The following is a 25,021-nucleotide window of genomic DNA, read 5'->3' as shown; positions in this document are numbered from 1 at the left end:
TTCTTTACATCTACAACCAGGAGTCATTTCATGAACAAAGGCATCATGCTGCAAGACAAGGTGGCGGTCGTCACCGGCGCGGGGCGGGGCATCGGCCGCGACATCGCGCTGCTGATGGCGGCGCAAGGCGCCAGGGTGGTGGTCAACGACATCGGCGCCTCGGTCGGGGGCGTGGGCAATGACGCCAGCCCGGGCCAGCAGGTGGTCGACGAGATCAAGGCCGCCGGCGGCCAGGCGGTGCTCAGCACCGACAGCGTCTCGGATTGGGCTGCGGCCAACCGCATCATCGAGTGCGCGGCCGACACCTTCGGCCGCATCGATGTCGTCGTCAATAACGCCGGCATCCTGCGCGACCGGCTGTTCTTCAACATGTCGATCGAGGAATGGCACGCCGTGATCGACGTGCACCTGCACGGCAGCTTCTACGTCTCGCGCGCCGCGGCGCCGCACTTCAAGACCCAGCAGTCCGGCGCCTATGTGCACATGACCTCGACCTCCGGTCTGCTGGGCAACCTCGGCCAGGCCAACTACGCCGCCGCCAAACTCGGTGTCGCGGCGCTGTCGCGCTCGATCGCCTTCGACATGCAGCGCTACAACGTGCGCTCCAACTGCATCTCGCCCTTCGCATGGAGCCGCATGATCGGCTCCATGCCGACCGAGACGCCCGAGCAGCAGGCACGGGTCGAGAAGCTGAAGAAAATGGATACGGCGAAGATCGCGCCGATGGTGGCCTTCCTGGCCAGCGACGCCGCGCACGAGGTCACCGGCCAGATCTTCGCGGTGCGCGGCAACGAAATCTTCCTGATGAGCCAGCCCCGCCCGGCACGCGGCATGCACACCGCCGAGGGCTGGACGCCCGAGACCATCGCCGAGCGCGTGCTGCCGTCGATGAAGCCCAGCTTCACGCCGCTGGAGAACTCGTCCGTCGTGTTCTCGTGGGATCCGGTCTGAGCGAGCCAACAGCATGGCGATCAACTACGACAAACTCATGGCGTGGCCGTTCGAGGACGTGCGCCACCGCTACACCCAGCGCGACACCATGCTCTACGCCTTGGGCATCGGCCTGGGCGCCGATCCGACCGACGAAGCCGAATTGCGCTTCGTCTACGAGAAGAACCTGGTCGCGCTGCCGACCCTGCCGGTGGTGCTGGGCTATCCCGGCATGTGGCTCAAGGACCCCGCCACCGGCATCGACTGGGTGCGCCTGGTGCATGGCGAACAGGGCCTGCGCCTGCACCGGCCCGTGCCCCCCGAAGGCGAGGTGATCGGGCGCACGCGCGTCACGGGCATCGTCGACAAGGGCCCCGGCAAAGGCGCGCTGATCTACACCGAGCGCACGGTACTTGACGCCAACAGCGGCGAACTGCTGGCGACACTGACATCAACCACCTTCTGCCGCGCCGATGGCGGTTTCGGCGGCCCGGCCGGACCGGTGAAGGCGGTGCACGAACTGCCGGAACGCGCAAGCGACCATGGCGTCGATTTCGCCACCCAGCCGCGCGCCGCACTGGTTTATCGCCTCTCGGGCGACTACAACCCCCTGCATGCCGAACCCGCGGTGGCGCGCGCGGCCGGCTTCGAGCGGCCCATTTTGCACGGTCTGGCCACCTACGGCATCGCTGGCTGGGCCATCACCCAAAGCGTGTGCGATGGTGACCCGGCCGCCGTGCAATCGATCGATGTGCGTTTTTCAGCGCCGGTTTATCCCGGTGAGACGATCCGCACCGAGATCTGGATCGAGGGCAAGGTCGTGTCGTTTCGCGCCCGGGCCGTCGAACGCGACATTGTCGTGCTCAACAACGGGCGCGCCGAGTTGCGCTGAGCGTCCATTGCCTTTCCTTTTATTCTTCTTTTTCAAGGACCCAAGATGAACTACGCTGACTTCCAATTTCTGAAATTCGACCACAAGCCCAACGGCGTGCTGCTGATCACCATCAACCGCCCCGAGGTCATGAACGCCACCAATGGCCGCCTGCACTGGGAGCTGACCAAGATCTGGGGCGTCGTCAACGACGACGCCAAGACCAAGGTGGCGGTGATCACCGGCGCGGGCGACCAGGCCTTCTCGGCCGGCGGCGACCTGGAATGGGTGGCCAACATGGTCGGCAACCCCAAGGAGATCGCCAACACCATGACCGAGGCCTCGGACGTGGTCTACAACATGATGGCCTGCGACAAGCCCATCATCTCGGCCATCAACGGCGTGGCCGTCGGCGCCGGCCTGGCGGTGGCCTTCCTGGCCGACATCAGCATCATGGCCGAGGAGGCCAAGATCACTGACGGCCACGTCAAGATCGGTGTCGCCGCCGGCGACCACGCCGCGATCCTGTGGCCGCTGCTGTGCGGCATGGCCAAGGCCAAGTACTACCTGATGACGGCCGAGTTCGTCGGCGGCAAGGAAGCCGAGCGCATCGGCCTGGTGAGCCTGTGCGTGCCGCGCGCCGAACTGATGGACAAGGCCATGGCCGTGGCCAACAAGCTGGCCGCGGGCAGCCAGCAGGCGATCCGCCTGACCAAGCGCTCGCTGAACGGCTGGATGAACGTCGCGCGCCCGATCTTCGAGAGCTCGCTGGCGATGGAGATGCTGTGCTTCCTGGGCGAGGACGCCAAGGAAGGCGTGGCCTCGGTGCGCGAGAAGCGCGCGCCCAAGTTCCCCTCCGCCAACAGCTGAGCACGAACCCTATCCAGATCATCAACCTCGCACCCGCACGGGTGGGGCGAGGTTGCAACCAGCGCGCCTGAACTCATCCGCGGCGCATGGCGCTTGCCGCGATCAACACATCGAGAGGAATGAATATGGACTTCACACTGACCCAGGAACAGCGAATGATTTACGAGTACGGCGACCGTATCTCGAAGCAGTTCGACCACAACTACTGGCGCGGCTACGCCGAAAAGAATGAGAGGCCGACCGAGCTGTACCAGCAGATCACCAGCGACGGCTTTCTCGGCATCATGGTGCCCGAGGCTTATGGCGGCGCCGGCCAGGGCATGACCGAGATGCTGCTGTTCATGGAAGGGCTGGCGAACAACGGCATCCCGCTGCTCAACCTGGTGGTCGGCCCGACCATGACCATGGGTTTGCTGGCCAAGCACGCCAGCGAGGACATGAAGCGCCGGTTTCTGCCTGGCGGCTGTACCGGCGAAATCAAGTTCTGCTTCGCCATCACCGAGCCCAACGCCGGCTCCAACTCGATCGAAATCACCAGCATCGCCAAGTCCGACGGCAAGGGCGGCTTCAAGCTCAACGGCCAGAAGGTCTTCATCACCGATGCGAACTGCGCCGACTACGTGATGGTCGTCACCCGCACCACGGCGCGCGCCGAGGTGAAGAAAAAGACCGACGGCTTCACCATCTTCATGGTCGACATGAAGAAAAAAGGCATCAGCAAAACGCTGATTCCGGTCGCCTTCCCGGTGCCGGAGACGCAGTGGCAACTGTTCTTCGACAACGTTGAACTGACCGAGGCCGATGTGCTGGGCGAAGTCGGCAAGGGCTTCAACATCCTGTTCGACACGCTGAACCCGGAACGCATCATCCTGTCGGGCCTGTGTACCGGCGTCGGACGTTTCGCCTTGAAAAAGGCCGTGGCCTATGCCAACGACCGCAAGGTCTTCAACAACACCCCCATCGGCGCCCACCAGGGCGTGCAGCACCCGCTGGCGATCGCCCGCAGCGAGATCGAAATGGCCTCGCTGATGGCGCTCAAGGCGGCCTGGGCCTTCGACCAGAACCTGCCCGCCGGCGAGTACGCCAACATCGCCAAGTACGCCGGTGCCGAAGCCGGCATTCACGCCGTGGACGCCGCGATCCAGACCCACGGCGGCAACGGTTTCACCAAGGAATACGGCATCTACGACCTGTACGGCCTGGTGCGCTTGCTGCGCACGGCGCCGCTGAACCGCGAGATGGTGCTGAACTACATCGGCGAGCACGTGATGGGCCTGCCGCGCTCGTACTGATCCGCATCCATATCCATGAACATGAGCACGAGTTCTCCCCTCCCCGTCTTCGGCGCGCTGGCCGGCCTGAAGGTCATCGACCTGTCACGCGTGCTCGGCGGGCCGTACTGCGGCCAGATCCTCGCCGACCACGGGGCAAACGTCATCAAGGTGGAGCCGCCCGCCGGCGACGAGACCCGCGCCTGGGGCCCCCCCTTCACCGACGATGGCACGGCCGCCTACTACCTCGGTGTCAACCGGAACAAGCGCGACATCGTGATCGACCTGTCGCGCGCCGAGGGACGCGAGATCGTTCTGAAAATGCTCGCGGACGCGGACGTGCTGATCGAGAATTTCAAGATCGGAACCCTCGAGCGCTGGGGCATCGGCTATGAGCAGGCGCTGCGCGAGCGCTTCCCGCGCCTGATCCATTGCCGCGTCAGCGGTTTTGGCGCCGATGGGCCGCTGGGTGGCGCCCCGGGCTACGACGCCGTGGCCCAGGCCCTGGGCGGCCTGATGAGCGTCAACGGCTCCCCGGATACCGGCCCGATGCGGGTCGGGGTGCCGGTGGTGGACCTCACCACCGGTCTGTCCGCCGTCATCGGCGTGCTGCTGGCGGTGGTCGAGCGCCAGCGCTCCGGGCGTGGGCAATTCGTCGAAGCCACGCTGTACGACACGGCCGTGTCGCTGCTGCACCCGCAAAGTGCAAACTGGTTGCTGTCGGGCAAGGCGCCGCAGCTCAGCGGCAACGCGCACTCCAACATCGTGCCCTACGACAAATTCCGGACCCGCACCTGCGAGGTGTTCCTGGGCATCGGCAACAACGGCCAGTGGAAAAAGCTGTGCGACTTCCTCGGACGCCCGGAGATGGCCAGCGAGCCGCGTTTCGCCACCAACGCCGACCGCTTTGGCAACCGCGACGCGCTGCGCGCCCTGCTGGAGGAGCACCTGCTCCAGGTCGATGGCGAGTTGCTGTGCCATCAATTGCTGGCAGCCGGCGTTCCGGCCGGCGCGGTGCACGCCATCCCCCAGGTATTGTCCGACCCGCACACCCTGCACCGGGACATGGTGGTGCAAGTCGAGGGGGTGCGGGGCATTGGCATTCCGGTCAAACTGTCTCGCACCCCGGGGCGGACCCACAGCGCACCGCCCCACTTCGGCCAGCACACGCGTGAGCTGCTCGCCGAGCATGGCTACGGCGACGCCACCATCGAAGCCCTGATCGCGCGGGGAACAGTGACGCAACACGTTCCCGCTTGAGTCAATCCTGCCGATGCAAGGGTAAGCCCTACATGTCTAACTAATGTTAGACATTACAGTTGCAAATCTTTTATGCAACACAGAAAGTCGGCGATCTGCGCACAGGCAGACGGTCACCCGTGAAATGTCATAGGCACCTACAGTGATCAACACCATCAGTACCAGTAACACGGCGAAAGAGCATGGGCCGACGCCAGCCAGCCAACGGGCAGGGGTACCCGTGCTCGAATGCCTCGATGTGGAGCGGCGCTTCGGCGGCCTGGTGGCCGTGACCGGCGTCGACATGCACATCCGGCGCGGCGAGATCTTCGGCCTCGTGGGCCCGAACGGCAGCGGCAAGACCACCATGACCAACGCCATCACCGGCTTCTTCCCGCCTCAAAAAGGGCAGATTCTGCTCAATGGCGAGGACATCACCGGCCTGGCGCCGCACAAGGTGGCGCGCCGGGGCGTGGCCCGCACCTTCCAGAACCTGGCCCTGTTCAACGGCATGACGGTGCTGGACAACATCTTGCTGGGCCGCCACGTGCACATGAAGCCCAGCGTGCTGCGCACCGCCCTCTACCCCTGGCTGAGCCGGCCCGAGGAGATCGCCCACCGCGAGGTGGTGGAGGAAGTGATCGACTTCATGCAACTGGAGAACGTGCGCGACGAGCCGGTGGACGCCATCCCGCTGGGTCTGAAAAAACGGGTGGAGCTGGCGCGCGCCCTGGTGGCCGAACCCAGCTTCCTGGTGCTGGACGAACCCATGGCCGGCATGAACCAGGAAGAAAAAGAGTACATGGCGCGCTTCATCCTCGATGCGCGCGAAGAGCGCGGCGTGACTGTGATGCTGATCGAGCACCACATGGACATCATCACCGGCATCTGCGACCGCATGATGGTGCTGAGCTACGGCGAGGTGATCGACACCGGGATTCCGAAAGACGTGATCGCCGATCCGCGTGTGATCAAGGCCTATCTGGGAGGTGCTCATGCCGTCCAGTGAACGCAACAGCAGCACCTGGGACCTGAACCCGCGCACCACCCTGCCCCGCCTGCTGGCGGCCAACGCCCAGGCCCTGCCCACGGGGGTGGCCTTGCGCGAAAAGGACCGGGGCATCTGGCAAGAGACGACCTGGCAGCAGGCCCATGAGAGAACCCTGCGCTGCGCCGCCGGCCTGCAGGCCCTGGGTCTGGTCAAGGGCCAAGCGGTGCTGATCCTGGGCGACAACCGGCCTCACCTCTACCTGGGCATGCTGGCCGTGGGCATGCTGGGTGGCTACGCCACGCCGGTCTACCCCGACGCCACGCCCGAGGAAATCATGCACGTGGTCAACAGCGTGCAGGTGCACTACGTGCTGGCCGAGGACCAGGAGCAGGTGGACAAGGCACTGGACCTGCGCGAGCGGGGCGCGCCGCTGGAGCACATCGTCTACGACAACCCGCGCGGCCTCTCGAAATACACGGCACCTGGCCTGGTGTCGTGGCAGGCGTTGCTGGAACAAGGCGCCGCACGGCTGCAGGCCGACGCGACGCTGGCCGGCACCCTGAGCGCCCTGGCCCAGCCCGACGACCCGGCCGTGCTCATCCACTCCTCCGGCACCACCGGCAAGCCCAAGGGTGTGGCACTGTCGCACTTCAATGTGCTCTCGGGCGTGGCCAACGCCTTCCAGGCCCAGTCCTTCGATTTCGGCGAGAGCATCCTGGCCTACCTGCCCATGGCCTGGGTGGGCGACTTCGCCATCACCCTGGGCGCCGGTGTCGGCCTGCACTTCACCATCAACATCCCGGAGCGGCCCGAGACGGTGCTGCACAACTTGCGAGAGATCGCGCCCACCTTTTACCTGGCCGCACCCCGCAGCTGGGACAACATGCTGACCCAGGTGCAGGTGCGCATGGAGGACACGACGTGGCTGAAAAAGAAGCTCTACGACTTCTTCATGGCCCATGCCATCTCGTCGGAAAAACGCAAGCTGGCGGGCGAAACTCCGACCACACTGCAGCGCTTGCTGCGCCCACTGGGCGAGTGGCTGGTGACCGGCCCCATCAAGGACCAGCTCGGCATGAGCCGCCTGCGCAACGCCTTCACAGGTGGCGAGGCGATTGGCGAGGACACCTTTGTGTTCTACCGTGCGCTGGGCGTGCGCCTGCGCCAGCTCTACGGCCAGACGGAAAGCAGCGCCTTCAACGCCATGCAGGCCCCCAACGAGGTGCGGCTGCACACCGTGGGCCGGCCATTGCCCGGCGTGGAAGTGAAGATCAGCGACAGCGGCGAGATCCTGATCCGCTCGGGCAGCGTGTTCAGCGGCTACCACCAGAATGAAAAGGCAACCGCCGAAACCCTGGCCGATGGCTGGCTGCACACGGGCGATGCCGGCTACCTGGAGCCCGATGGTCAACTGGTGGTGCTGGGTCGGCTGTCCGAGGTGGTCTATACCGCCAAGAACGAACGCTACATCCCCAACTACATCGAGAACCGACTCAAATTCAGCCCCTTCGTCAAGGACGTGGCGGTGCTGGGCAAGGGGCGCGACACATTGGCTGCCATCGTCTGCATCGACAAGGAGCCTGTGGGCCACTGGGCTGAGGTGCGGGGCATCTCCTACATCTCCTACGCCGACCTGTCGCAAAAGCCCGAGGTCATCGACTTGCTCACCCAAGCCGTGCGCCACGTCAACGAAACCCTGCCCGATGGTCTCAAGCTGCGCCACTTCGTGAGCCTGCACAAGGAATTCGATGCCGACGACGGCGAGATCACCCGCACCCGCAAGCTGCGCCGCAACGTGGTGGAGGAACGCTACGCGCCCATCATCGAAGCCATCTACGGTGGCCAGAAGCAGGTGACGATGCGTGCCCAAATCACCTACGAGACAGGCGAGATCGGGGTGACCGAACGCCTGCTGACCGTGAAGGAAATCTGAGCCATGGATCTGATGTATCTCCTCGAACTCGCGGTCAACGGCGGCCTGGCCGGCCTGATGTACGCGTTGGTGGCCATGGGCATCGTGCTCATCTACAAGTCGTCCTCGGTGCCCAACCTGGCACAAGGCGGTCTGACCATGCTGGGCGCCTACATGGTGCTCGCTTTTGCCAACGGCGCTGGCCTGCCCATGTGGCTGGCCATCCCGGCGGCCATGGCCACCATGTTCCTCGCGGGCATGGGCATCGAGCGCGTGGCGCTGCGCCGCCTGGCCGGTCGGCCCATCGTCATGATTCTCATGATGACGCTGGGCATCGACATCTTCATCCGCGCAACCACCATGACCATCTGGGGTGGCAGCGGCCGGCCGTTGCAGATCGGCATCAGCGATGCGCCGCTGTTCCTGGGCCCGCTGCTGCTCAACCGCGCCTACGTGGTGGGTGCGGTGGTCTCGCTGGTGTTGTTCGTGGCCTTCATGCTGTTCTTCCGCACGCGCCGCGGCGTGGTGCTGCGCGCCATCGCTGACGACTACACCGCCTCCTGGTCGGTGGGCATCTCGGTGGAGCGCGGCGTGGCACTGTCCTGGGCGCTGTCCTCGGTGGTGGCGACCACGGCTGGCGTGCTGTGGGGGTCGGTGCAGACGGTGGACCAAACCCTGGCCATGCTGCTGCTCAAGGGCATCACGGTGGCCGTGCTGGGCGGCTTGGACAGCCTGGGCGGCGCCATCCTGGCCGGGCTGCTGCTGGGCATCCTGGAAAGTGTGGCCTCGGGCGTGCTCGACCCCCTGCTGGGAGGCGGCACCCGCGAACTGGTGGTGGCGGCCGTGCTGATTCTCACCATCATGATCCGTCCCCACGGTCTGTTCGGCCGCCACGACATCGAAAGGATTTGAACGATGCTGTACCGTCAAGCAGGCATTTTTCACACCCACTACGCCAGCGACCGGGGGCTGTTCCCCATCCCCTTCGAGCGCAAGGCCATCATCGCGATTTTGCTGATCGCCCTGGCCGCACCCTGGCTGTTCAGCTCCCTGGTGCTGACCAGCTACCTCAAGCCCTGGCTGATCTGGACCGCCGCGGTGCTGGGGCTCAACCTCATCCTGGGCTGGGCCGGGCAGTTCCACTTCGGCTACGCGGCCATCATGGGCATTGGTGCCTATGCCTCGGTGCACGCAACCCGCAACGGCGTGCCCTGGGAGTTCGCTGTCATCCTGGGCGGCATCACAGCGGCCGTGGTGGGCGTGGTGTTTGCCTTTGCGGCGCTGCGCGTCAAGGGCCTGTACCTGGCGCTGTCCACGCTGGCCATGCAGTTCGTGATGGACTGGGTGATCTCGCACGTGCCAGCCATCAGCGGCGGCGTGTCGGCCACGCTGCAATCGCCGCCCATGAAGCTGCTGGGCCAGGCCGTCACGTCCGAGGCGGGCATCTACTACGTGGTGCTGGCCTGGGTGATCTTTGTCACGGTGTTCATGCTCAACCTTCGCCGCACCGCGCTGGGCCGCGCCCTGGTGGCTGTGCGCGAGAAAGACTTTGCCGCAGCGGTGATTGGGGTGCAGAGCTTCTACTTCAAGCTGGTGGCCTTCGCCACTTCGGCCTTCATCGGCGGCGTCAGCGGCGCGATGCTGATCTTCGGCTTCTACAAAGCGGTCACCCCGGAGCAGTTCGCGGTCAACGTTTCCATCGAGCTGCTGGCCATGGTCATCGTCGGCGGCCTGGGCAGCATCATCGGCAGCTTCTTCGGCACCGCCTTCATCCTGTTGCTGCCGGGGCAGATGAACAGCTTCATCGCCTGGGGCGCCAAGCTCTTTGGCTTGGACATCGGTGTCGAGACCCTGGCGCACATCCCGCACATGGTCTACGGTGCCACCATCATCGCGGTGCTGCTCATCGAGCCCATGGGACTGGGCAAGATGTACGGCAACGTGCGCAACTACCTGCTGGTCTGGCCCTTTGGCTACGCACGCAAGTGAGGCGAGTACCATGAACAACGACTACCCCATCCTCTCGCTCAACAACATCGAGGTCATCTACGACAAGGTGGCCCTGGCCATCAAGGGCGTGTCGGTCGAGGTGCCGCAAGGCGGCATGGTGGCCCTGCTGGGCGCCAACGGCGCCGGCAAGAGCACCACGCTCAAGTCCATCAGCGGCTTGTTGCAGCCCGAGCGCGGCGAGGTCACGCGCGGCGACATCCGCTTCATGGGGCAGGACATCGCCGGCTTGGCGCCACAGGCTCGGGTCAAACTGGGCATCGTGCAGGTGCTCGAAGGTCGGCGCGTGTTCGAACACCTCACCCCCGACGAGAACCTCGTGGCCGCCTCTGCGGTGGTAGGCGGTTCGCGCACCGAGATGCATCGCAACCGGGACATGGTGTATGCCTACTTCCCGCGCCTGCACCAGCGCCGCACCGCGCAGTCGGGCTTTCTGTCGGGCGGCGAGCAGCAGATGCTGGCCATCGGCCGTGCGCTGATGACCCGGCCCAAACTGCTGATGCTGGACGAGCCCAGCCTGGGCCTGGCGCCTTTCCTCGTGGCCGAAATCTTCGACATCGTCAAACGCATCAACCAGCAGGAAGGCCTGTCCGTGCTGCTGGTGGAGCAGAACGCCATCGCCGCGCTGGAGGTGGTCTCGCACGGCTACCTGCTGGAGAACGGCCGCATCGTGATGCATGACAGCGCCGAGGCCATGAAGAAAAACCCTGACATCCAGGAGTTCTACCTGGGTGGCGCCGAGGGCAAGAATTTCCACGACATCAAGCACTACAGCCGGCGCAAGCGCTGGCTGAGCTGAAGCCAACCATGGTCCCGGGCATGCGCGTACTTGGTGCCTTACGGACGATCACTCCACCGTACGCAGGAGACATTCGATGAAACGAGCTTTGCTATCCACACTCTCTGGTGTTGCCCTGCTGCTGGGTGCGTCTGCCGCATCGGCGCAGCAGGCGCCGGTCAAGTTCGGCCTGTGCTACGACCTGAGCAAGGCCTATACATTCGTAACGCCGCAGATCGTGCAGGCCGCCAAGGACTACGCCGATATCCTGAACGCCAAGGGAGGCCTGGAAGGCAGCCCCATCGAGATCATCGTCCAGGACCACGGCAACGAGCCACAGCGCGGCATCGAGTGCTACGAGAAACTCAAGCGCGAAGGCGTGATGGTCTTCGACACACTGTCCACCCCGGTCTCGCGCGCCGTGCTGCCGCGCGCCATGGCCGACGGCAACATCATGCTGCAGTCCTTCGTCGGTCGGGGTGACGCCATCGACGGTGACGTGTTCAAGTGGATCTTCCCCATCGGCCCGACCTACTGGGGCCAGATGGCCAACAACATCCAGTTCATCAAGAACCAGCACAAGGGCAACCTCAAGGGCGTGAAGATCGGCTTCATCTACCCTGACTACGCCTTTGGCCAGGAGCCCATCCCCATCCTCAAAACCCTGGCCGAGAAGGAGGGCTTCGAGCTCAACCTCTTCCCCAACCCCATGCCCGGACGCGACCAGGCCGCCGTGTGGACACAGATCCGCCGCTTCAACCCCGACTGGGTCATCACCTGGAACCTGTCGGCCATGCACGTGGTGGCCGCACGCGAGATGAAGCGCAACGGCATCCCCATGGACAAGCTGATCAGCGTGAACTGGATCAACGAAGTGGACATCGCCAACATCGGCGCGGCCGAAGCCAAAGGCATGAAACGCGGCACCAATGTCGTCGGCGGTCAAGACCACGCGCTGATCAAGCAGATCGTGGCCGACCTGTACGACAAGGGCAAGGGCAATGGCGACCGCAAGAACCTGCAGGACGTGTACTACAACACCGGCCTGGCCATATTCTCGGTGGCGTTTGAAGGCGTACGCAATGGCCTGAAGTCGGGTCGCCCGCTGACCCCGGCCAAGATCAAGACCGGCCTGGAGAATCTGCGCAACTTCGACGCCAACGACCTGATCGCGCCAGTCACCGTGACCGCAAAGGATCACGGCGGCGGCGGCAAGACCCGCATCGATATGTGGGACGGTGCCAAGTGGGTGCCGCAGTCCGACTGGATCTCGGCCTACAACGATGTGGTGTGGGAAGTGATCAAGAAGGAATCGGCTGAGTTCGCCAAGACGAACAAGTGATCTAGATCGCTGGCTGTCCCGGCACGGGGCAGCCCGTGGTCATTCGGCGAGCTCTCGCCGTCGCCCTCAGCAACCCCGGGCAGCCCACGTTGTACTCACCTCCATCGGGCCGTTCAAGCCGCCGCAGGGGTTGCTGGGGACGGATTACTGCCGGATCGAGGTTGAACAACCCATTGAGACTTCGAAGCTGGAAGCCAATCCAGACCCTTCAACTTGCAGCCGATCGCCCACAAGGCGGCGGGTTGCCGTGTCCAGCACACAGGAATCACCTGAAACACTAAAAAATCAAACACCAGTTTGTCTAACTATCGTTAGACAGCTACACTATGGCCAAATCAATGTTGCGCCGAACGCGCGAGGAGTAAATATGGATCTCGATCTCAAGGGCAAATCAATCATCGTCACCGGGGGTGGCTCCAACATCGGACGGGGCATCGTGCTGGCGTTCGCCGTTGAGGGCGCGAATATCACCATCGGCGACATCGACACCGAACAAGCGCAAAAAACGGCCGACTTCGCCATGCAGATGGGCGCGGCTTCCACCCAGGTAGTGAAGACCGACGTCACGCAACTTGACCAAGTGCAGGCCATGTTCAAGACCGCTGTGGACAAGTTCGGCGGCGTTGATGTGCTGGTGAACAACGTGGGCTGGGACCAGCTGATGTTCTTTACGCAAACGACGCCCGAGTTCTGGCAAAAGGTGATCCAGATCAACTATGTGGGGGTACTGAACTGCACCAAGACAGCGCTGGAAGTGATGATTCCGCGCAACGCCGGCGCCATCGTCTCGATCAGCTCCGATGCCAGCCGTCAGGGCGAGCCGCGCGAAGCGGTCTATGGCGGCGTCAAGGCGGCGATCAACAGCTTCATGAAAACAGTGGCCAAGGAAAACGGTCGTTACGGCATCCGCTGCAATGTGGTCTGTCCCGGCGTGACGATCCCAAGCACCTCGGACGAAGTGGGCGGGAGCAGCATGTGGGTCGACGCCGGCAGCATGTTCACGCCCGAGCAACTCGAAAAAGTCACCAAGTCACTGCCGCTGCGCAAGGTAGGCCGTCCGCAGGATATCGCCAATGCCGTTGCCTTCCTTTCGTCGAGCAAGGTCGCCGGACACGTGACCGGGCAAGTCCTCTCCGTCTCCGGTGGCTACAGCATGATCGGCTGAACGGCTTGCGGAATTTGCCAACCGACAACTTAACCCAGAAAACTCAAGATGATTTTCGAAGACATCCTGTACGAAGAGCGTGACTCGACCGCCTACATCTCCATCAACCGGCCGCAGGTGATGAATGCATTTCGGGGCCGTACCATGGATGAACTGCTCCATGCCATCCTGAAGGCTGGCTGGGACAAAAAAATTGCCTCAATCGTCCTTTCAGGTACGGGGGACCGCGCATTCTGTACTGGCGGCGACCAGTCGGCGCACGCAGGCCAATACGACGGACGCGGCACGATCGGCTTGCCGGTCGAAGAAGTACACAGCGCCATCCGCGACGTGCCCAAGCCGGTGATCGCCCGCGTACAGGGCTACGCGATCGGGGGCGGCAACGTGCTGGCCACCCTGTGCGACATGACCATCGCATCCGAGAAAGCCGTGTTCGGCCAGGTTGGCCCGAAGGTCGGCTCGGTCGATCCCGGTTGGGGAACAGCGTATCTTGCACATGTCGTCGGCGAGAAAAAGGCGCGCGAAATCTGGTATCTGTGCCGACGCTACACAGCACAGGAAGCGTTGGCGATGGGCCTGTGCAACACCGTCGTACCGCACGAGCAGCTCGATGCCGAAGTCGCACGCTGGTGCAAGGAGATCGTTGACAAGAGCCCGACCGCCCTGGCCATCGCCAAACGCTCATTCAACGCTTCCACCGAGCACATTCGGGGCATTGGCAGTCTCGGCCTCCAGGCGCTGAGCCTGTACTATGACACTGCGGAGTCCAAAGAAGGCGTACGCGCCTTCCTGGAGAAACGCCAGCCAGACTTCCGGCAATGGACTGGTGACAGCAAATGAGCCAGAACAGACACCTCAGGCAGGCAGCACGCAAGGCAGGCAGCGTGTAAGTGCGCGGGAACACGCCTGCTAAACTCGGTCTGTTCAGCCTAACTAACAACCGAAATGACCATCAAACCACGTTCTGATGTCGCCTCCAGCAGCGCCGAAGCCGCCGACACCCGCGAGCGCATACTACTCGAAGCAGCGCGACTGCTCCGGCACCATGGGTATGCCGCCACCACCCTGCGAGAGATTGCCGATGCTGCCGGCGTCAAAGCCGGCAGCATCTATTACCACTTCGAATCGAAGGAGGAGATCCTCGGCGAAGTCTTGGACAAGGGTATTACGATCGTCGCTGATGCGGTTCGCACCCGTATCGAGGCGCTGCCGGCGAACGCAAGCTGGCGTGACCGCATCGCGGCAGGCATCGAAGGCCACCTGTGGGGAATGCTCCACTATGGCGACTTCACGTCGGCCAACATTCGCGTCTATGGGCAAATACCTACCAGCGCAAAGAATCACCACAAGATAGTCCGCCGGGCTTATGCGGACTACTGGGACCGTCTGTTCGAATCGGCACTGGCCAGCGGCGAGTTGCGTCAAGACACCGGCCTGGCCATGATTCGACTTTTCGTGATCGGCGCGTTGAACTGGACCGTGGAGTGGTACAACCCCCAGCGCGGTTCATTCCAGGACTTCGCGCGCCAAATCACAGCGATCGTGTTCGATGGAATCCTCACCCATGACAAGGTATGACATGACAAGCCATTTCGGGCGGGCATTGCCGTCCGCTTCGGTAGATCGAGCGGCACACCCGAGCCTGACAGCAACCGTCAGCGTGCCGCCCGCGGTGGTGCCGCGTGGCTTGTTGCTCCGTTGCGTCAAGGGACTCTCGGTCCGTGCAGCCTGCAACAGGAGTGGGGCATGACGGTGAAGGAAGGCTGGCGCGGCCGGTTCTATGAAGACTTCGAAGTGGACGACGAGTATCGACATGCCCTCGGGCGCACCCTCACCCAGCAGGACAACATCTGGTTCACGCTGCTGACGCAAAACACGGCAGCTCTGCACTTCGATGCCCACTACGCGGCCCAGACGGAGTTCGGTCGACCCCTCGTCAACTCCTGTCTCACGCTGGCCCTCGTGACCGGCCAGACGGTGAGCGATGTCTCGCAGAACGTCATGGCCAACCTCGGGTGGGATGAAGTCCGTCTGCCTCATCCGGTGTTCGAAGGCGACACGATCTACTCGCGCTCCACAGTGCTTGACAAGCGCGAGTCGCGGTCGCGCACCAACGTCGGCGTGGTGACGGTGCGTACCGAGGGCTACAACCAGGACGGCACCATTGTCTGCACGTTCAAGCGCACGGTATTGGTTTACAAGCGAAACAGCGCACCACGCACCGCTCCGCCATTGCCGGTCGGCAGCGGCCCCTGAACCGCCGTTTTCAACAACTTGGGCCCCACAAGGCCCCAAACTTTTCAGATTCTTTCCGTATGACGCCATCCTCCCTGATCGAGCAATACGGCCCCCGTGAAACGATGGAATACGACGTGGTCGTGGTCGGCGGCGGCCCAGGCGGGCTGGCTACCGCCATCCGGCTGAAACAGCTCGCCGCCGACAAGGGCACGGAACTCTCGGTGGTGGTGCTCGAAAAAGGCTCCGAGCCCGGCGCGCACATTTTGAGCGGCGCGCTGATGGACCCCCGTGCGATCACCGAGCTGTTTCCCACCTGGAAAAAGCTGGGCGCGCCCTTGACGCAGCCGGTCACCGGCGACGAGATGCTGTTTCTCAGCCAAACCGGCAAGCTCGGCACACCGCAATTCTTGATTCCCAAAAGCCTGCACAACGAGGGCAACTACGTCATCAGCCTGGGCAATGTGGTGCGCTGGCTGGGTCAGCAGGCCGAAGCGCTGGGGGTCGAAATCTTCCCGGGCTTTTCCGCTGCAGAAGTGCTTTACAACGAGGACGGCTCGGTCAAAGGTGTGGCCACCGGCAACTTGGGTATTGGCAAGGACGGCCAGCCCAGCGACAGTTTTCAGCTTGGCATGGAACTGCACGGCAAGTACACAATTTTTGCCGAAGGCTCACGCGGCCACCTGGGCCGACAACTGATTGAAAAATTCAAACTCGATGCCGGCAAGGACCCGCAGACTTACGCACTCGGCATCAAGGAACTCTGGGAGATTGACCCGACCAAGGCAAAACCGGGCCACGTTGTGCATTCTCTGGGCTGGCCCATGGACAACCAGACTTACGGCGGTGGCTTTCTGTATCACCTCGAAGGCAACAAGGTCACGCTGGGCTTCATCACCGGCCTGGAGTACAGCAATCCGTGGTTGAGCCCGTTTGATGAGATGCAGCGCTGGAAAACGCATCCCGCGATTCGCCAGTACCTCGAAGGCGGCAAACGTATCAGCTATGGCGCCCGCGCCATCACCTGCGGTGGCCTGATGAGCCTGCCCAAAACCGTGTTCCCCGGCGGTGCACTGGTGGGCTGCGAAGCGGGCTTTCTCAACTTTGCGCGCATCAAGGGCAGCCACGCCGCCATGAAAACCGGCATGCTTGCGGCGGAAGCGGCGTATGCAGCGGTGACGGGTGGCCGCCAACACGATGAACTCACTGCCTACCCCGAAGCTTTTAAAAAGAGCTGGCTGTTTGAAGAACTGGATGCTTCGCGCAACACCAAGCAGTGGATGAAGAAAGGCCTGTACCTGTCATCCATCATGAACGGCATCGAGTTGTGGCTGCTGCCCAAACTCGGTTTCAAAGCGCCGCCCTGGACTGTTCACAACCGCGTGCCCGACCATGCCAAGCTCAAACCCGCGGCCCAGTGCCGGCAAATCGTCTATCCCAAGCCCGACAACAAAATCAGCTTTGACCGCCTGAGTTCGGTGTTTGTCTCCAATACCAACCACGAAGAGCAGCAACCCGCACACCTGACCCTCAAGGACGCCAGTGTGCCGGTTAGCGTCAACCTGGCCACCTATGCCGGGCCGGAGTCGCGCTACTGCCCTGCCGGCGTCTATGAGTTTGTCAAAAACCCGGACGATACCGATCGCCTGCAGATCAATGCGCAGAACTGCGTACATTGCAAGACCTGCGACATCAAGGACCCGAAGCAAAACATCGTCTGGGTCACGCCAGAAGGCGGCGGCGGGCCGAATTACAGCGCCATGTAGCCGATCAATAACGAACCGCCGGCAGGGGCCCTGGGAAAGAGTCTTTGATCACAACCGGTGGCTCGTTACCAGTTCAGGGATTTCCCTAGTTGAGCAGATACCTAACTACCGTTAGATTTAAGGCATCGACAGGGGGCAATGCGTGTCTTACCTGACAAGGAAATACAAGACAGGCATCCACCCTGCCCCGACGCAGCCCACACAGGAAAAACCTTGCAAAGACTCACTGCGCCTTCGACCTATGCCCTAGACGCCAAAGGCAATGACCGCGACCGTTGCCCCGGCCCGGAGGGGTGGAGGGGCGGCTCGATGCCCACTCCCCCGCAGCGTGGCGCACGGAGCAAACTGCCATGCTGAATCTCACGAATGTTCAGATCGTTTACGACAACACCATCGAAGCGGTAAGAGAAGCGTCGTTGTCGGTCGGCAAGGGCAGCATCGTCGCGCTGTTGGGTTCCAACGGGGCAGGCAAATCGACCACGCTCAAAGGCATTTGCGGCGTGCTTTACCCGGAAGATGGCGAAATCAAGGGCGGCCAGATCATCTTCGAAGGTCGTCCACTTGCCGGGTTGCCGCCGGACGAGATTGTGCGCACGGGTGCGGTGATGGTGCCCGAGGGGCGCCGCCTTTTCGACCAGTTGACGGTCGAGGAAAACCTCGTGATGGGTGGCTACACGCGAAGCCGGGCCGACGCCAAACGCCAGATCGACATGGTGTACAGCCTGTTCCCGCGACTGGTGAACAAACGCACCACGGTGTCGGGCTATCTTTCGGGCGGCGAGCAGCAGATGGTAGCCATCGGTCGCGCCCTTATGTCGGCCCCGAAGCTACTGATGCTCGACGAGCCGACGCTCGGCCTTGCACCTCAAATCACAGAAGAGATATTCGAGATCGTCGCCCGCCTCTGCCGTCAGGACGGCATGGGCATTCTCCTGGTAGAGCAGAACGCGCAGATGGCACTGGCCATCGCCGACTACGGTTACATCATGGAAAATGGCCGCGTAGTGCTTGATGGCCCGGCAGACAAGATGCTGCGCAATGAAGACGTGCGCGAGTTCTACCTGGGCTTCGGCGAGGGCGGATCGCGCAAGAACATGCGCGACGTCAAACACTACAAGCGGCGCAAACGCTGGCTGTCCTGAGAAGCATCATGAACGACGATTTGCTGAGGGTCGAAACCCTGTCCAAGCGCTTCGGCGGCGTCGAGGCCGTGGCCGGCGTCAGCTTTCACGTCAAGCGCGGCGAGATCTATTCGCTGATCGGCCCCAACGGGGCCGGCAAGACGACAACGTTCAACATGATCAGCAGTGTGGTCAAGCCCAGCAGCGGCACGGTGCATTTCGACGGCCACGACATCACGGGTGTGCCCGCGCATCGTCTGGCCGCCATCGGCATCGGCCGAACTTTCCAGAACCTGGCAGTATTCAAGCATGCCAGCGTGGTGGACAACCTTCTGGTAGGTCGCCATTGCCACATGGCCACGAATGTGCTGGATGCCTCTTGGTTCTTCGGGCGGGCGCGGCGCGAGGAAATGGAGCACCGCCGCAAGGTCGAGGAGATCATCGATTTTCTGGAAATCGAGGAGGTCCGCAACATGCCGGTGGGCACCTTGTCCTACGGGCTTCAAAAGCGGGTCGAACTCGGGCGCGCACTGGCCACGCAACCCAAGCTGCTGCTGCTGGACGAAATGGTGTCGGGAATGAACAGCGAAGAAACCGAAGACATTGCCCGCTTCGTGCTCGACATCCGCGACGAGCTCGGGATCTCGGTGCTGATGGTCGAGCATGACATGGGCATCGTGATGGACATCTCCGACCGTATCTGTGTGCTCAACTTCGGGCGCAAGATCGGCGAAGGCACGCCCGCCGAGATATCGGCCAACCCGGCGGTGATCGACGCCTACCTGGGCAGCAAAACAAAGGAGGCTGCGTGATCTACGCCCTGGACGCCAAGCTGCGCGACGGCAACGCCACCCTCCCCCAACTCTTGCAGCATTGGGCGCAGAGCACTCCGGATTCGCTGGCCTTTCGAGAAAAGGACTACGGCATCTGGAACCGGATGACCTGGCAGCACTATTTCGAAACGGCGCGCCGCTTCGCCCTGGGACTGAAGTCCCTGGGCTTCGACAAGGGCGACCGGCTGGCCATCGCCAGCGAGGACAGCCCGGAGTGGATGTTCGCCGACCTGGCCACGCAGGCCATCGGCGGCGTGGTGGTGGGGATCTATCCCACCAATCCGTGGCCGGAACTACAGTACATCGTGCATCACTCGAACAGCAAGTTCGTGGTCTGCGGCGACCAGGAGCAGGTGGACAAGGTGCTCGATGCGATGGACAAGCACGCGACCGGTTTGCCCGATGTGGTAAAGATCATCTGCGCCGACATGAAAGGCATGCGCGGCTACAAGCTCGACAAGCTGATGTCGTTCGAGGATGTACTCGAACTCGGCGACCAGTACTTTGCATCGTCGCCCGAGAACGCGAGAGCATTTGATCGTGCCATTGAGCAAACCCAGCCCGACGACACATGCATGCTCGTCTACACCTCGGGAACCACCGGACCCCCAAAGGGCGCAATGCTCTCACACCGCAACCTGATCGTCACGGTGGACAAGCTCAAGACCCATTTCAGGCTGGACCGTCACAACTACGAGGTGGTGTGCTACCTGCCGCTGTGCCACGTGGCGGAACGCGCCTTCTCGACCGTTTTGCACCTGCTCACTGGCGGCGTGGTCAACTACGCCGAATCGATCGACACCGTCGCCGTCAATTTGCGCGAGATTGCGCCCACGGTGTTTCTGGGCGTGCCGCGCATCTGGGAGAAATTGCAGCAAGGCATTCTGATCCGCATGCAGGACGCCTCGCGCTTTCAACGCTGGGCCTTCTCGCGCTGCATGGCGGCCGGACAGCGGCTGTTCGAGCGCGTCGAGGCACGAGGAGGACGGCGCTCACTCTCCGACCGGCTGCAGTTCTTCCTGCTCTGGCTGGTGATGTTTCGCAACCTGCAAAAGTTCATCGGTCTGGACCGCATGCGCTGCGGGTTCTGCGGCGGCGCCAGCGTCTCGCCCGAAGTGCTGAAGTTTTTCCGCGTCCTCGGTCTTCCGGTGTTCCAGGTGTACGGCATGACCGAGTCCGGGGGGGTGGTCTTCTTCCAGCATGAAAAAGCGGCCAGGCTGGGCGCCACCGGACTGCCGATCGACAGCCTGAACTGGAAGATCGCCGACGACGGCGAGCTGATCGTCAAGCACCCCGCCGTGTTCAAGGGCTATCTCCACGACGATGGCGCCACCGCCAAGACCGTGGTCGATGGCTGGCTGCACACCGGCGACATCGTGGCACTCGCCGACAACGGCGAACTGATGATCCTCGACCGCAAGAAGGCCATCATCATCACCAGCGGGGGAAAGAACATCGCCCCGTCCGAAATCGAGAACGCACTCAAGGACAGCCTGTACGTGCGCGAAGCCATCATTCTGGGCGACGGCCGCCATTTTCTGTCCGCGCTGATCCAGATCGACTACGAAACGGTGGGCAAGTGGGCACAGGAGCGCAAGCTGGCCTACACCACCTACAAGAGCCTGGCCTTGCTGCCCGAGGTGCGCGAGCTGATCGACGAAGACGTCAAGCGCGTCAACAAACTGTTTGCGCGAGTCGAAAATATCCGCAAGTTCCTGATCCTGGAAAAGGAACTCGACCACGATGACGGTGAACTCACCGCCACCCAGAAAGTGCGCCGCAACGTGATCGAAAAGACTTTTTCTCGCGAGATCGCGATCATTTACGGCGGGGGAACTGCCTGATGGACTATTTTCTTCAGCTGCTCATTTCCGGTATGGCCGTCGGTCTGATCTATGGCTTCATCGGCATGGGCTTTGCGATGATCTACCGCGCCACCGGCGTGGTGAACTTCGCCCAGGGCGAGATGATGATGCTGGTGTCCTACATCGCATTCACCCTGGCGGGCACCTTGCACTTTGGCTTCTGGCCGATGCTCGCGGCAACGGTGGCGATCTCGGTACTGATCGGTCTGGTGGTCGAGGTTTTGCTGATCCGGCCCATGCTCGGCCAGCCGGTCTTTTCGACGGTGATGGTGACCATCGGGCTGGCCGTGATTCTGCGCTCGGTAGTCGTGCTCATCTGGGGCGCCGACCCGATGCCGCTGAATACAGGCCTGTCCACCGAAGTCATCAGGATCGGGCCGGCCGGTCTGTACCCGGCACAACTCTACGCCTTGGGACTCATGGCCGCGGTGCTGGTCGGTCTTTGGGCCTTCTTCCGCTATTCACGGGTCGGCATCGCGATGCGCGCGACCGCCAACCTGCAGACCGCGGCGCTGCTGATGGGGATCAATGTCAAGCGCATTTTCGCGCTGTCGTGGGCCCTGTCGGCCGGTCTCGCCGCCATTGCCGGTGTGCTGATCGGCGTCATCTACGACGTCAATCCCGGCATGTGGACAACGGGTCTGCGCAGCTTTCCGGCGGTGATTCTCGGCGGACTGGACTCGGTGTTCGGTGCCGCGCTGGGTGGCGTTCTGATCGGCGTCGTCGAAAACCTGTCCGAAGGTTACATTGGCCGCGGCATGAAAGAAATCGCCGGTTTTGTCCTTATTCTCGTCGTCCTCATGGTCAGACCCTACGGCCTGTTCGGCAAACCTGATATCGAGCGTGTCTGATGCGTAGCGGAAATTTCAAGCAAAACTATCGGGAACTGCTGGCACTGACCGACTCGGTCGCTGTCGTCTTCTGGTCATGTGTGCTGGTGGCGTTCCTGCTCGCGGCGCCGCTGGTGTTGCCCACGTACTACGTATCTGTGCTGCTGCTGCTCCTGATCACGGCGGTGGGGGTGCTGGGCCTCAATCTGCTGACCGGCACCACCGGGCTGATCTCGCTCGGGCACTCCGGGTTTCTGGCGGTCGGCGCCTACACGGCCGGCATCGTGGCCAGCAAGCTGGGTTGGTCAATGCCGCCGGCCATATTGGCCGGCGGCGTGAGCGCAGCCATCGCGGGCGTCATCGTGGGCATACCGTCGCTGCGGCTCAAGGGCCTGTACCTGGCCATTACGACAATGGCCTTCGCCGTGATCATCAACCATCTGATTCTCAATGGCGGCACCCTCACGGGTGGGTCGGAAGGCCTGACGGTCCCGCAGCCCTCCTTGTTCGGCCACCCACTTGGCGCCGAGCGCGGTTACTACTACGTGGTTCTCGCATTCCTGGTGGTGTTCACCTTCATTACCCTGAACATCCTGCGCAGTCGCATCGGCCGGGCTTTCCTGGCCATTCGAGAGCATGACATCGCCGCCAAGGCGATGGGCGTCAACCTGATCCGCTACAAGTTGCTGGCGTTCATGATCAGCGCCTTCTACACGGGAATCGCCGGCGGACTGCTGGCGTTTTACACACGCTACCTGAATGTCGACAGCTTCAGCCTGCTGATATCGATCGAGGCACTCTCGATGCTCATCGTCGGTGGACTCGGCACGGTGGCCGGAGCCTTGCTCGGCACTGCTTTTATCGTCTTGCTGAATGAAGGACTGGGTTTTGTGTTCGGCATGATCGGCGCCAGCTTCGGCGGGTCGGGCTCCACTGCCGCCTACGAAATCAAAGGCGTGATATACGGGCTCGCGATCGTGCTGTTCCTGCGCTTTGAACCCGACGGGTTGGTGGGACGCTGGCGCGACATCAAGCACTACTGGACCAACTGGCCCTTCCGCTTCTAAGCACCGCGGCGGGGGACGACCGCCGCTGCTGATGCTCAAAAGGAAACCTGAGATGCGAAAAATCCACACGTTGGCCATCCGCTATTCCCTTGGTAGCGCTCATGCAGCCGATCCAGTTGTGACCAGCGAAAAAGTGCTTGGTGTGGTGATTCCGCTCAGAGGACCGCAGAGCATCATCGGCAATCCGCCGCTCCAGACGCTGTTCAATATCGGTGTGACCTATTCCACGAGGTCGCTGCGAGCATGAAACATCTGGTGATTTCTCAAGAACTGCAGAGCACCAAGTTTGGACTGGTCTGCCAGAAGGATAGTCTCGGCACTGAGCTCCAATGTGAACACGCCCAAGCCGTGAAGGAACAGTGCATCGGCAGGCGAGCCGCACAGCCCCACAAGCACTTGAGCGCGGACGAATTAAAGCCATTGATTCGATACCCGCAGACCCAACATGTCGGCGCGCAACTCGTGGAAGCGACCCTGGTCGCCTGTGGCAACAACCCGTCGCGGGCCTGCGTGGTCGAGAAGTTGCGGCAAACGAAAAATTTCAACCGCGACGGGATCATGGCGCCGCTCACGTTTGGACCCAATATCCACCAGTCCGGCACGCGCCCCATCCTGCTGAAGGCTAACGTGACCACTGGCAAGTTCGAACGTGCATTCGATTTTCTCGTCGAGCAATGAGCTCCATCCACGTCTCACCCATTGATAGAGGAGTACCTTTCATGATTCAAAAACTCAACAGACTCGCGGTCGCCAGCCTGATCGGCATTGCGGTCGGCCTTGCCGCAACACCGGTAGCAGCGGAGCCTGGCGTGACCGACACCAAGATCGTTCTCGGCTCGGTGACGCCCGTCAGCGGCCCGCCAAGCCTGCTGGGCAAGGCCCATATGCTCGCCTTGAGGGTGTGGGAACAAGACGTTAACGCTCGCGGAGGCATCAACGGCCGCAAGGTGGATATCCGCCAGGACGACGACGGCTACGTGCCACAGCGCGCCTTGCAAGGCGTCAAGAAACTGGTCGAGGTCGAGAACATCTTCGGGCTCGTCGGCACCTCGGGGTCGGCGATGTTGCAGGCGATGCTTCCCTACATCAACGAGCAGCAGATCCCGACGATCAACGCCATGGCGGTGGCGGCAGCGCATTTCACGCCACCCAACAAGACCGTGTTCGTGGTCGGGCCCACCTATTGCCAGGAGGTCAGCACCGCGATGAAGTCCATGGTGACGAGCAGGAAGCTGCAGAAGGAGAAGTTCGCGATCGTCTACCAGGACGACGAGTTCGGCAGCGACGTGCGTTGTGGCTACCAGAAGGCCGTCAAGGAACTCGGACTCAACAGCGTGTCCGATATCTCCTTCAAACGCGGCACCAAGGATTTCTCGGCCGAGATGCTCAGCCTGAAGCAGGCCGGAGCGACCTTCCTCTTGTCGGGTGGCGTGGTGGCCGAGCACTCCATGCTGATGAAGGAAGCTGCCAAAAACCAGATGCCGCTGACCATTCTGGCGGTGCACTCGGCCCATCTGACCCCGGTGCAGGCGCTCGCCGGCGCCGCGGGAGATGGCTACTTCGTCGCCGACTACGTGCCGCCTCTGACAGACCTGTCTGTCCCGGGGATGGCCAAGTTCATGGGACTGGCCCAGAAGTACCTTTCATCAGACGAGCTGAAATCGCTCAACCGCTACTCGATCACGGCCTACGTTGGCGCGCTGTTGATGGAAGATGCCATCAAACGCTGTGGCAAGGCATTGACGCGCGCCTGCGTGGTCGACAAGCTCGAAGCGACAAAAAACTTCAGCACCGATGGCCTGGCATCACCGATCAGCTTCGCGCCCGGAGTTCGCCACTCGCCAAGCAGTATTCTGGTATTGCGCTCAGATGCCAAGAACGCCCGATTCGAGCGTGCATCCGAGCCCCTGCCGGTGCTTGACTGATAC

At 62.5% G+C, this 25,021-nt stretch carries 24 protein-coding genes; all 24 read left to right on the top strand.

The genetic code is table 11. The features are described from left to right. Positions 1–45 precede the first annotated feature (45 nt). The 24 genes from AC1Q5S_RS01130 (at position 46) to AC1Q5S_RS01015 (ending at position 25,018) form a co-directional block, all read left to right on the top strand. Positions 46–951 carry an SDR family oxidoreductase gene (locus tag AC1Q5S_RS01130; protein WP_066697103.1) on the top strand — a complete coding sequence of 302 codons (906 nt, stop codon included), beginning with the start codon at positions 46–48 and terminating at the stop codon, positions 949–951. Positions 952–964: 13 nt separating this feature from the next. Beyond that, positions 965–1,822 (top strand): MaoC/PaaZ C-terminal domain-containing protein, encoded by an 858-nt coding sequence (locus AC1Q5S_RS01125; RefSeq protein WP_060986551.1) that lies wholly within the window; start codon positions 965–967, stop codon positions 1,820–1,822. 45 nt (positions 1,823–1,867) lie between these two features. Beyond that, on the top strand, positions 1,868–2,671 hold the full coding sequence (locus AC1Q5S_RS01120; protein WP_060986552.1) for an enoyl-CoA hydratase/isomerase family protein: 804 nt from the start codon (positions 1,868–1,870) through the stop codon (positions 2,669–2,671). Positions 2,672–2,796: 125 nt separating this feature from the next. Continuing rightward, entirely contained in the window at positions 2,797–3,963 is a 1,167-nt protein-coding gene (locus AC1Q5S_RS01115; protein WP_060986553.1) for an acyl-CoA dehydrogenase family protein, read from the top strand. A gap of 21 nt (positions 3,964–3,984) precedes the next feature. Further along, on the top strand, positions 3,985–5,202 hold the full coding sequence (locus AC1Q5S_RS01110) for a CaiB/BaiF CoA transferase family protein (protein WP_060986554.1): 1,218 nt from the start codon (positions 3,985–3,987) through the stop codon (positions 5,200–5,202). Positions 5,203–5,422: 220 nt separating this feature from the next. Further along, on the top strand, positions 5,423–6,190 hold the full coding sequence (locus AC1Q5S_RS01105) for an ABC transporter ATP-binding protein (protein ID WP_066788337.1): 768 nt from the start codon (positions 5,423–5,425) through the stop codon (positions 6,188–6,190). Continuing rightward, a complete protein-coding gene (locus AC1Q5S_RS01100) occupies positions 6,177–8,105 on the top strand; it encodes an AMP-dependent synthetase/ligase (RefSeq protein ID WP_060986797.1) in 1,929 nt (642 codons plus the stop codon). The genes AC1Q5S_RS01105 and AC1Q5S_RS01100 overlap by 14 nt, the downstream gene beginning before the upstream one ends. A 3-nt stretch (positions 8,106–8,108) precedes the next feature. Further along, positions 8,109–8,996 (top strand): branched-chain amino acid ABC transporter permease, encoded by an 888-nt coding sequence (locus tag AC1Q5S_RS01095; RefSeq protein WP_060986796.1) that lies wholly within the window; start codon positions 8,109–8,111, stop codon positions 8,994–8,996. 3 nt (positions 8,997–8,999) lie between these two features. Beyond that, entirely contained in the window at positions 9,000–10,073 is a 1,074-nt protein-coding gene (locus AC1Q5S_RS01090) for a branched-chain amino acid ABC transporter permease (RefSeq protein WP_060986795.1), read from the top strand. Between the two features lie 10 nt (positions 10,074–10,083). Beyond that, positions 10,084–10,890: an ABC transporter ATP-binding protein gene (locus AC1Q5S_RS01085; protein WP_060986794.1), complete on the top strand. Its 807-nt coding sequence runs from the start codon at positions 10,084–10,086 to the stop codon at positions 10,888–10,890. Positions 10,891–10,966: 76 nt separating this feature from the next. Then, complete coding sequence (locus tag AC1Q5S_RS01080; protein WP_060986793.1) at positions 10,967–12,211, top strand: ABC transporter substrate-binding protein; 1,245 nt, start codon at positions 10,967–10,969, stop codon at positions 12,209–12,211. A gap of 367 nt (positions 12,212–12,578) precedes the next feature. Next, positions 12,579–13,376 (top strand): SDR family NAD(P)-dependent oxidoreductase, encoded by a 798-nt coding sequence (locus AC1Q5S_RS01075; protein WP_060986792.1) that lies wholly within the window; start codon positions 12,579–12,581, stop codon positions 13,374–13,376. Between the two features lie 48 nt (positions 13,377–13,424). Continuing rightward, a complete protein-coding gene (badI, locus tag AC1Q5S_RS01070; protein ID WP_060986791.1) occupies positions 13,425–14,216 on the top strand; it encodes a 2-ketocyclohexanecarboxyl-CoA hydrolase in 792 nt (263 codons plus the stop codon). A 105-nt stretch (positions 14,217–14,321) separates the two neighbouring features. Next, positions 14,322–14,954, top strand: a complete 633-nt coding sequence (locus AC1Q5S_RS01065) for a TetR/AcrR family transcriptional regulator (protein WP_060986790.1) — start codon at positions 14,322–14,324, stop codon at positions 14,952–14,954. A gap of 168 nt (positions 14,955–15,122) precedes the next feature. Further along, on the top strand, positions 15,123–15,632 hold the full coding sequence (locus AC1Q5S_RS01060) for a MaoC family dehydratase (RefSeq protein ID WP_060986789.1): 510 nt from the start codon (positions 15,123–15,125) through the stop codon (positions 15,630–15,632). Positions 15,633–15,691: 59 nt separating this feature from the next. Then, entirely contained in the window at positions 15,692–17,377 is a 1,686-nt protein-coding gene (locus tag AC1Q5S_RS01055; RefSeq protein WP_060986788.1) for an electron transfer flavoprotein-ubiquinone oxidoreductase, read from the top strand. 350 nt (positions 17,378–17,727) lie between these two features. Further along, complete coding sequence (locus tag AC1Q5S_RS01050) at positions 17,728–18,519, top strand: ABC transporter ATP-binding protein (RefSeq protein WP_060986787.1); 792 nt, start codon at positions 17,728–17,730, stop codon at positions 18,517–18,519. Positions 18,520–18,527: 8 nt separating this feature from the next. Further along, positions 18,528–19,310, top strand: coding sequence for an ABC transporter ATP-binding protein (locus AC1Q5S_RS01045; RefSeq protein WP_060986786.1), 783 nt, complete (start codon positions 18,528–18,530; stop codon positions 19,308–19,310). Next, positions 19,307–21,175: an AMP-dependent synthetase/ligase gene (locus AC1Q5S_RS01040; RefSeq protein ID WP_060986785.1), complete on the top strand. Its 1,869-nt coding sequence runs from the start codon at positions 19,307–19,309 to the stop codon at positions 21,173–21,175. Before AC1Q5S_RS01045 ends, AC1Q5S_RS01040 begins: the two co-directional genes overlap by 4 nt. Continuing rightward, entirely contained in the window at positions 21,175–22,047 is an 873-nt protein-coding gene (locus AC1Q5S_RS01035; protein ID WP_060986784.1) for a branched-chain amino acid ABC transporter permease, read from the top strand. Before AC1Q5S_RS01040 ends, AC1Q5S_RS01035 begins: the two co-directional genes overlap by 1 nt. Beyond that, the gene (locus AC1Q5S_RS01030) at positions 22,047–23,093 is read left to right on the top strand and encodes a branched-chain amino acid ABC transporter permease (RefSeq protein WP_060986783.1); all 1,047 of its coding nucleotides are present in this window, start codon (positions 22,047–22,049) and stop codon (positions 23,091–23,093) included. Before AC1Q5S_RS01035 ends, AC1Q5S_RS01030 begins: the two co-directional genes overlap by 1 nt. Positions 23,094–23,145: 52 nt before the next feature. Next, positions 23,146–23,340 carry a hypothetical protein gene (locus AC1Q5S_RS01025; RefSeq protein ID WP_133156843.1) on the top strand — a complete coding sequence of 65 codons (195 nt, stop codon included), beginning with the start codon at positions 23,146–23,148 and terminating at the stop codon, positions 23,338–23,340. Next, positions 23,337–23,771, top strand: coding sequence for a hypothetical protein (locus tag AC1Q5S_RS01020; RefSeq protein ID WP_066786160.1), 435 nt, complete (start codon positions 23,337–23,339; stop codon positions 23,769–23,771). The genes AC1Q5S_RS01025 and AC1Q5S_RS01020 overlap by 4 nt, the downstream gene beginning before the upstream one ends. A gap of 41 nt (positions 23,772–23,812) precedes the next feature. Continuing rightward, positions 23,813–25,018 carry an ABC transporter substrate-binding protein gene (locus tag AC1Q5S_RS01015; protein WP_060986781.1) on the top strand — a complete coding sequence of 402 codons (1,206 nt, stop codon included), beginning with the start codon at positions 23,813–23,815 and terminating at the stop codon, positions 25,016–25,018. Positions 25,019–25,021 lie beyond the last annotated feature (3 nt).

This window comes from Acidovorax sp. GW835-FHT14B10, from assembly GCF_058793725.1.
Note: the sequence above shows the minus strand (reverse complement) of the source record. Positions and strands in the feature narration are given on the sequence as shown.